Genomic DNA, 7995 nt, shown 5'->3' with positions numbered 1-7995 from the left:
TGTGGCTTATTCACTGAGATATGAAAGGTTGAAAAACCTTGAATTTTCAATAAAAAACACTTGATTATATGAGGAGGTATATGTGGAAAAAAGAAAATTAATCAGAGAACTTCAGTCCCATCAGTCCGTCTTAAAGGAAAAAGCCAGGGAGAAAGCCAGAGAATCCATCAGCGCAGTGATTCCCATTGTACTGATCGTTTTTATACTTGGTTTTACCGTGGCTGCGTTATCTCCAGGCATCCTGGTGGAATTCCTGGTAGGATCTGTGCTTGTGATCCTGGGAATGATCTTTTTTTCCATGGGAGCAGAATTATCCATGACGCCCATGGGAGAACATGTGGGAGGCAGTATGCTTCGCACGAAAAAGTTAGGCTTTATTATAATTATCGGTTTTATTCTGGGCTTTATTATCACAATATCTGAACCAGATCTGCAGGTTCTTGCAGAACAGGTTTCTTCTGTGCCCAATCTGGTGCTGATCTTATCCGTGGCACTTGGTGTTGGTGCGTTTCTTGTTGTGGCCTTATTGCGTATCCTTTTTGGAATTGCACTGCCGCCATTGTTATTCAGTTTCTATATTTTAGTATTTGTATTAGCCATGTTTGTTTCTGAGAATTTTCTGGCAGTGGCATTTGATTCCGGTGGAGTGACCACTGGACCTATGACAGTACCCTTTATTATGGCATTGGGTGTTGGTATTGCATCCATCCGTAATGATAAACATGCCGGAGATGATAGTTTCGGGCTTGTGGCCCTGTGCTCCATTGGACCTATTTTGGCAGTTCTGATTCTGGGACTTTTGTACCACACGGAAGGCAGTGCTGCGCTGGAAGTGGTTTCTGAAGTGGAAAATTCTATAGAACTGGGAAAATTATTTGCAGTTGCACTGCCGAAATATTTTAAGGAGATCGCCGTATCCCTTTTCCCAATTGTTGTTTTCTTCGGAATTTTCCAGATTGTTTCGCTAAAATTGAATAAAACTGTGCTGATCAAAATTTGTATCGGTTTATTTTATACATATATAGGACTTGTTCTGTTTCTTACCGGAGCAAATGTAGGCTTTATCCCAGCTGGAAATTACCTGGGGATGGTATTGGGAAATCTGCCTTATAACTGGATTCTTGTGCCTCTTGGAATGGTGATCGGTTACTTTATTGTAAAAGCCGAGCCTGCGGTATATGTGCTGATGAAGCAGGTTGAGGAGCTGACTGACGGAGCGATTTCCGGGAAATCTATTCAGATCGGTTTGTCTGTGGGTGTGGCAGTCTCTGTTGGGATTTCCATGCTTCGGGTGCTGACCGGAATTTCCATTTTCTATTTTCTGGTGCCAGGCTATGCTATTGCTTTAATTCTCAGCCTGTTTGTGCCGAAAATTTTTACTGCCATTGCATTTGACTCTGGTGGTGTTGCCTCAGGACCTATGACCGCAACCTTTCTCCTTCCTCTTGCACAGGGCGCCTGTGAAGCTGTGGGGGGAAATATTGTGACAGATGCCTTTGGAGTAGTGGCGATGGTTGCCATGACGCCTCTTATTACTCTTCAGGTGCTGGGCTTGGTTTACCAGGTAAAAGGCGGCGAGCTTGGAGGCAAGGGGAAGAATTTGCCTGCGGACAAAATACCAGTGGAAGCTATACCAGTGGCGGAACTGTTTGAAGAACTGGAAGACACAGAAATTATAGAGTTATAGAAAATTAAGAAAATAGGGATTGAGTGTTGACTCAAACACATTATAAATGAACAATTATAGTTAGGAAGACCTAATAGATGCCATTTTTGTGTGGCACAAAGTGGAAGTACAGATTATAGGAATGATGATTGGGTACACTCAGGGAAGATTATGAACAGCAACGAACTTTATAAAGAAAGGAATCATCTATGAGCGAATTATACATGATGGTTACCATCACCAACCGAAAATACATGTCGAAATTTGCAGCACTTTACCGGGAAAATCAGATAGAAGTAGGAACGGTTTCCCTTGGTATGGGAACTGCCTCAAGCTCCATCCTTGACTATATGGGATTAGAAGATGATGAGAAAAGCATCTGTTTTCACTTTGTGACAGAAGCTACCTGGAAAAAGGTGAAAAAGGGCTTGCAGAACCAGCTGCGGATCGACGTGCCCGGAACTGGGATTGCATTTACCATTCCCATGAGCAGCATTGGCGGCAAACGGGAATTGGGATTTCTCATTCAGGGACAGGAGTTTGTAAGAGAGGAGGAAGGTACATTGAAAGAGACAAAGCATGAACTGATCGTGGCAATTGCCAATTACGGATATAACACCCAGGTGATGAAAGCAGCAGAGGAGGGTGGCGCAACCGGCGGTACCGTTCTTCATGGAAAAGGGGTAGGAATGAAGCGCGCCGAACAGTTTCTTGGCGTTTCCCTGGTTTCCGAAAAAGAGGTGATCTTCATTGTGGCAAAATCAGAACAGAAAAATGCCATTATGAGTGCTATCATGGAAAAAGCCGGTCTCACCTCCAAAGCAGGAACCATCGTATTTTCCCTCCCCGTAACCAGCACAGCCGGGCTGCGGATCCTGGAAGATGAGGAAGAAAATTCGTAAACTCCACTTTTTTACGTGGAGAAGTCATGGAAATATTTGCAGATTGGTGATGCTTTTGCATTCTGAGATTATAGTAATAAAATTATGGTGACCGCTTTACAATAGAATAGAACTTATTTTTGAGGAGACATCCTATGCTTGGAAAGGCAATAAGAAAGGCGGTTTTACCTATTTTGCTGGCCAGTCTCATGGTGGGAACTGGCTGTCGGATTGTATATGGGAAAGCAGATATATCGTTGAATGAAAGGGCAGAAAATTTTACAAGTGATAATACCGCTGCATCCCCGGAAGAACAAGAAAAAACCACGGAGCCAGCAGCACCTGATGATGCGCTTGTGCAGGCACCTTCTGCTCTTTTAATGGAGGCCAGTACAGGCACTGTAATTTACGAAAAAGATTCGGATACCAGGCGAAGTCCAGCGAGTATTACAAAGATTATGACGTTAATCCTGATTTTCGATGCGTTGGAGAATGGTACACTGAAAATGGATGATCTGGTAACCACCAGTGCCTATGCGAAATCTATGGGTGGCTCCCAGGTATTTCTGGAGGAAGGAGAAACCCAGGACGTGGAGACTATGATCAAGTGCATTGTGATCGCCTCTGGAAATGACGCCAGTGTAGCAATGGCAGAGCATATTGGAGGCAGCGAGCAGGAATTTGTGCGGCAGATGAATGAGCGGGCAGCAGGGCTTGGAATGGAGAATACCCATTTTGTAGACTGCTGTGGATTGACAGAATCCACAGATCACTACACAACTGTCCGGGACATTGCCATTATGAGCCGGGAGCTGATCACCAAATATCCGAAGATCCTGGAGTACTCTTCTATATGGATGGAAAATATTACTCATGTGACCAGACAAGGCTCCAAAGAGTTTTGCTTAACGAACACTAACAAACTCCTTCGAAGCTACGACGGATGCATCGGTCTGAAAACTGGAAGTACCAGTCTGGCAAAGTATTGCGTATCTGCTGTGGCGTCCCGAAATAACATTACCTTGATTTCTGTAGTTATGGCAGCACCCGATTACAAAGTTCGTTTCAAGGACGCCGCTGCCATGCTGAACTACGGTTTTTCAAAATGCAGCTTTTACACGGATGAAAATCCCGAAAAGCTTCCCCAGATAGAGGTCCGAAAAGGAACCAAACCTACTACAGAAATAAAATATGAAAAGAACTTCCAGTATCTGAGCACCGACGGCAAAACCATAGGCGAAGTGGAACGGAAACTGAATCTGGAAACTCAGGTCCAGGCGCCTGTAAAAGAAGGCGATGTTGCCGGTACCCTGGAGTATTACCAGAATGGACAAAAGCTTGGAGAGGTGAACATTCTTTTTTCTGAAACTATAGAAAAAGCAACCTATAAAAACTGTCTGGAAAAGCTATTAAAGCTATTGTAAAGAACGTAGTATGGCAGGAGAACCTGATTTTCACCTTTGCCCCTAAAAAGTTACTGTTCACTGGTAACGTTCCGCGAGGCGTTTTTTGTGAACAAAGTTCACAGAAAACCCGAGAATTGCGGCGCGAAATCATGCGAATGCATGATTTCTGTGCATCGCGAAGCGCGTTACTGTGAACGGAGTGAACAGTAACCCTAAAAATAGTTATACAAATTACAGAAGCATTTTGACAAAACAGTCCTCATCGGTTTATAATAAACTCTGTATGAAAATTTTTGCTGATGTCTTACAAAAATATAGCAGCAAAAGCGGAGGAGAATCATATGAAACAAGAGAAAAAACAGCCTGGCAGATTAAAGATGCTTGCAGGCTATTATAAACCATATAAGGGACTGTTTTTTGCAGATCTTTTTTTTGCATTCCTTGGGGCAGCAGTGACACTTGTCATTCCACTGATGGTTCGTTATATTATGAATTCCATAAGTGAAATGCCAGCGGCTGAAGCGAAGACCATGATTTTGAAAATCGGGGTGGGAATGCTGGTATTGATCCTGGTGCAGCTTGGAAGCCGTTATTTTATCACCTATTATGGACATATGATGGGTGCTTATATTGAGCATGATATGCGAAACGAGATATTCAGCCATTACCAGAAGCTCTCTTTTGCATTTTATGATAATCAGAAGGTCGGCCAGCTTCTTTCCAGGATCACAAGTGATCTTTTTGATATTACAGAGCTTCTCCACCATGGACCGGAGGATATTCTGATCTCAGTGATCAAGCTGTTCGGAGCACTGATCATTCTTATGAATGTAAAGCCGCAGATGGCGCTGCTGTGTTTTGCAGTTGTAATTATTATGCTGATCTATGCACTGATTTATAATAAAAAGATGAAAAGTGCATTTAAGGAAAACCGTGTGCGCATGGGCGAGATCAACAGCCAGATCGAGGACAGTCTTTCCGGAATCCGTGTGGTAAAATCTTTTGGAAATGAGAAGCGTGAGATTGAGAAATTCCGTAAAGGAAATGAGCGTTTTGTGGATTCCAAGCGTGTGACTTACCGCTATATGGCAGGTTATCATGCAGGCATGGATGCGTTTACCACGCTGATCACAGTTACTGCACTGGTTTCCGGAGCCATGTTCTTGGCAGCAGGAGATTTAAGCGCCACAGATCTTGTGACCTTTCTTTTGTATATTAACAATTTTACAGAGCCGGTTACCAAGCTGGTAAACTTTACCGAGCAGTTCCAGAACGGCTACAGTGGTTATGACCGCTTCCTGGAAATGATGTCCATTGCGCCGGATATTGAGGATGCGCCGGATGCCGTTTCTATGGATCATGTAAAAGGAGATATCCGTTTCGAAAATGTTTCTTTCCACTATGAAGACCACAATGAGAAAGTGCTTTCTAACGTAAATCTGGAAGTGAAGCCCGGTGACTATGTTGCCCTTGTAGGCACCTCTGGAGCTGGAAAGACTACCCTTTGCAGTCTGATCCCCAGATTTTATGATGTTTCATCTGGTGCCATTTATCTGGATGGAAAAGATATCCGAAAGATCAAACTGAAGGATCTTCGTAATCAGATTGGAATTGTGCAGCAGGATGTATACCTGTTTGCAGGAAACATTATGGAAAATATCAGATATGGCCGTCCGGACGCTACCGACGAGGAAGTCATCCGCGCAGCCAAGCTTGCCAATGCTCATGATTTTATTATGGAAATGCCGGATAACTATGGCACAGACATTGGACAGCGTGGCGTGAAGCTTTCCGGAGGACAGAAACAGCGTCTTTCCATTGCGAGAGCGTTTCTGAAGAATCCGCCGATCCTGATCTTTGATGAGGCAACATCCGCCCTGGATAACGAAAGTGAGAAGGTAGTGCAGCAATCTCTGGAACGTCTTGCCAAAGACCGAACCACCTTCGTGATCGCCCATCGTCTTTCCACGATCCGCAATGCCAGAAGGATCCTGGTGCTGACCGAAGATGGAATTGCAGAAGAAGGTACACATCAGGAGCTGATGGAGAAGGACGGCGTATATGCGAAACTTTGCAAAGCCGGATTGTGATCGTAAACAGCAATTATATGCGAAAGGATGAATTGCAGAATGAAAGAAATAAGAACCGAAGACGCAGCAGGCCAGATCCTCTGCCATGATATTACACAGATTATAAAGGATGAGAAGAAAGGCGTTCTGTTTTCCAAAGGACATATTGTGAAAGAAGAGGACATTCCGCTGCTCCTTTCTGTTGGAAAAGAACATCTTTTTGTGTGGGAAAAGAAAGAGGGAATTCTTCATGAAAATGAGGGCGCTGATATTTTGTATAAAATCTGTGCAGGAGATTCCATGCATGGAACTGATGTGAAAGAAGGCAAGATCGAACTGGTAGCAGACGAGGACGGAGTTCTGAAAATCCGCAGAGATGCCCTTCTGGCAGTGAATTCTCTGGGGGAGATGATGATTGCTTCCCGCCATGGGGACTTCCCGGTAAAAAAAGGAGATAAACTGGCTGGCACCAGGATCATCCCTCTTGTAATCGAAAAAGAAAAAATGGACAGAGCTGTGGAAGCCGCTGGCCCGGAACCGATTTTTTCCATTCTTCCCTATCATTTTAAAAAGGTTGGAATCGTTACAACTGGAAGCGAGGTAAAAAAAGGTCTGATTCAGGATACTTTTACCCCTGTATTAAAAGAAAAGCTTTCTGAGTACCCCACTGAGGTGATCGGTCAGACGACTCCAGGAGATGACAAGGCACAGATCACAGACGACATTATGGAATTTATTAACCAGGGTGCAGACATGGTAGTCTGCAGCGGCGGTATGAGTGTGGATCCAGATGACCGTACACCTGGAGGAATCCGTGATACAGGAGCCAGAGTTGTTACTTACGGTGCACCGGTACTGCCAGGAGCCATGCTTCTCATCGCTTACTATGAGAAAGAGGGCAAATGCATCCCAATCCTTGGGCTTCCTGGATGTGTCATGTATGCGAAGCGTACTGTATTTGACCTGGTTCTGCCAAGAATCATGGCAGACGATGAAATTTTCCCGGAAGAAGTTGCTGCATACGGAGAAGGCGGTCTCTGCCTGAGCTGCAAAGTCTGTACCTTCCCCAATTGTGGATTTGGAAAGTAAGCAGGGCCTGGGGCGTGCAGATTGCAGAAGGCCTTTTTCAAACACGCTCTGGAAATTACAAAGTATTTAAGGAGATTTATGGAAAAATTTCGAACTGTAACCTATGAAGTCCATAACCCGAAAATAAAAAAAAGCGTGCGCTTTGCTGTTCTTGCAGACCTTCACGGAAGCATTTTCGGCGAAGAGAACAGTGCTTTGCTGAAAAAAATCCAGGAAAATGACCCCGATGCCATTCTTCTTGCCGGAGACATGGTGGTCCGGATGGATCCTTCCACCCTGGAAACTGCCAGAAAACTGCTTTGTACACTGGCGAAGAACTTCCCCATCTTTTACGCCATGGGAAACCACGAAACCAAAATGAAAGCCAAAGGGCACCTTTATCGGAATGAGTACCTGAAATATCAGGCAGAGTTGAAACAAAAAGGAATCTGTTTTCTGGCAAATGAGAAGAGCAAAGTTGTTCTGGCTGGCAATTCCTTTGTGGTAAATGGACTGGAACTTCCACTGGAATACTATCACAAGCCTTTTTCCCCGAAGCTAACTTCTGAAAAAATGGAAGAGCTTATGGGAAAGCCAGATCCGGAAGCCATAAATATTCTTCTTGCCCATAACCCAAAATATGGCAGAACCTATTTCCACTGGGGGGCAGACCTGATTCTGTCTGGACATTACCATGGCGGTGTGCTCCGTTTTTCCAGACATGTGGGAGCCATCAGTTCCCAGTTTATACCTTTTCCAAAATACTGTTGCGGCGATTTTTACAAAAATGGCAAATGTATGATCGTAAGTGCAGGCCTTGGGGAACACACAGTGCCTCTTCGGATCCATAATCCAAGAGAGCTGATTTTTATAGAAATGAAACCGTAAGGGAGAGAGGAAAGCGC

The 7995-nt window shown here is 44.3% G+C and carries 7 protein-coding genes; all 7 read left to right on the top strand.

Annotated elements, in window-relative coordinates; genetic code table 11:
- The first annotated feature begins 82 nt into the window (after window positions 1–82).
- Window positions 83–1687: a DUF1538 domain-containing protein gene (locus AB5Z12_RS01515; protein ID WP_330602360.1), complete on the top strand. Its 1605-nt coding sequence runs from the start codon at window positions 83–85 to the stop codon at window positions 1685–1687.
- 188 nt (window positions 1688–1875) lie between these two features.
- Complete coding sequence (locus AB5Z12_RS01510; protein ID WP_118578026.1) at window positions 1876–2568, top strand: P-II family nitrogen regulator; 693 nt, start codon at window positions 1876–1878, stop codon at window positions 2566–2568.
- A gap of 134 nt (window positions 2569–2702) precedes the next feature.
- Complete coding sequence (locus AB5Z12_RS01505) at window positions 2703–3971, top strand: D-alanyl-D-alanine carboxypeptidase family protein (RefSeq protein ID WP_173736118.1); 1269 nt, start codon at window positions 2703–2705, stop codon at window positions 3969–3971.
- A gap of 323 nt (window positions 3972–4294) precedes the next feature.
- Window positions 4295–6043, top strand: a complete 1749-nt coding sequence (locus tag AB5Z12_RS01500; protein WP_148461980.1) for an ABC transporter ATP-binding protein — start codon at window positions 4295–4297, stop codon at window positions 6041–6043.
- A gap of 39 nt (window positions 6044–6082) precedes the next feature.
- Complete coding sequence (locus AB5Z12_RS01495) at window positions 6083–7111, top strand: molybdopterin-binding protein (protein ID WP_173717744.1); 1029 nt, start codon at window positions 6083–6085, stop codon at window positions 7109–7111.
- Entirely contained in the window at window positions 7093–7218 is a 126-nt protein-coding gene (locus AB5Z12_RS01490; protein WP_368356998.1) for a DUF6783 domain-containing protein, read from the top strand. The genes AB5Z12_RS01495 and AB5Z12_RS01490 overlap by 19 nt, the downstream gene beginning before the upstream one ends.
- Window positions 7190–7978: a metallophosphoesterase gene (locus AB5Z12_RS01485; RefSeq protein WP_118578029.1), complete on the top strand. Its 789-nt coding sequence runs from the start codon at window positions 7190–7192 to the stop codon at window positions 7976–7978. The genes AB5Z12_RS01490 and AB5Z12_RS01485 overlap by 29 nt, the downstream gene beginning before the upstream one ends.
- Window positions 7979–7995: the final 17 nt, after the last annotated feature.

Origin of the sequence: Ruminococcus sp. RTP21358st1_G6_RTP21358_211008 (assembly GCF_040908885.1) — a bacterium.
GTDB lineage: Bacteria > Bacillota > Clostridia > Lachnospirales > Lachnospiraceae > Blautia_A > Blautia_A faecis.
Note: the sequence above shows the minus strand (reverse complement) of the source record. Positions and strands in the feature narration are given on the sequence as shown.

What these genes read in the sequence shown, in the direction of transcription:
- AB5Z12_RS01510 (WP_118578026.1), top strand. Translation starts at nt 1,876, where the DNA reads ATGAGCGAATTATACATGATGGTTACCATCACCAACCGAAAATACATG.
- AB5Z12_RS01505 (WP_173736118.1), top strand. Translation starts at nt 2,703, where the DNA reads ATGCTTGGAAAGGCAATAAGAAAGGCGGTTTTACCTATTTTGCTGGCC.
- AB5Z12_RS01500 (WP_148461980.1), top strand. Translation starts at nt 4,295, where the DNA reads ATGAAACAAGAGAAAAAACAGCCTGGCAGATTAAAGATGCTTGCAGGC.
- AB5Z12_RS01495 (WP_173717744.1), top strand. Translation starts at nt 6,083, where the DNA reads ATGAAAGAAATAAGAACCGAAGACGCAGCAGGCCAGATCCTCTGCCAT.
- AB5Z12_RS01485 (WP_118578029.1), top strand. Translation starts at nt 7,190, where the DNA reads ATGGAAAAATTTCGAACTGTAACCTATGAAGTCCATAACCCGAAAATA.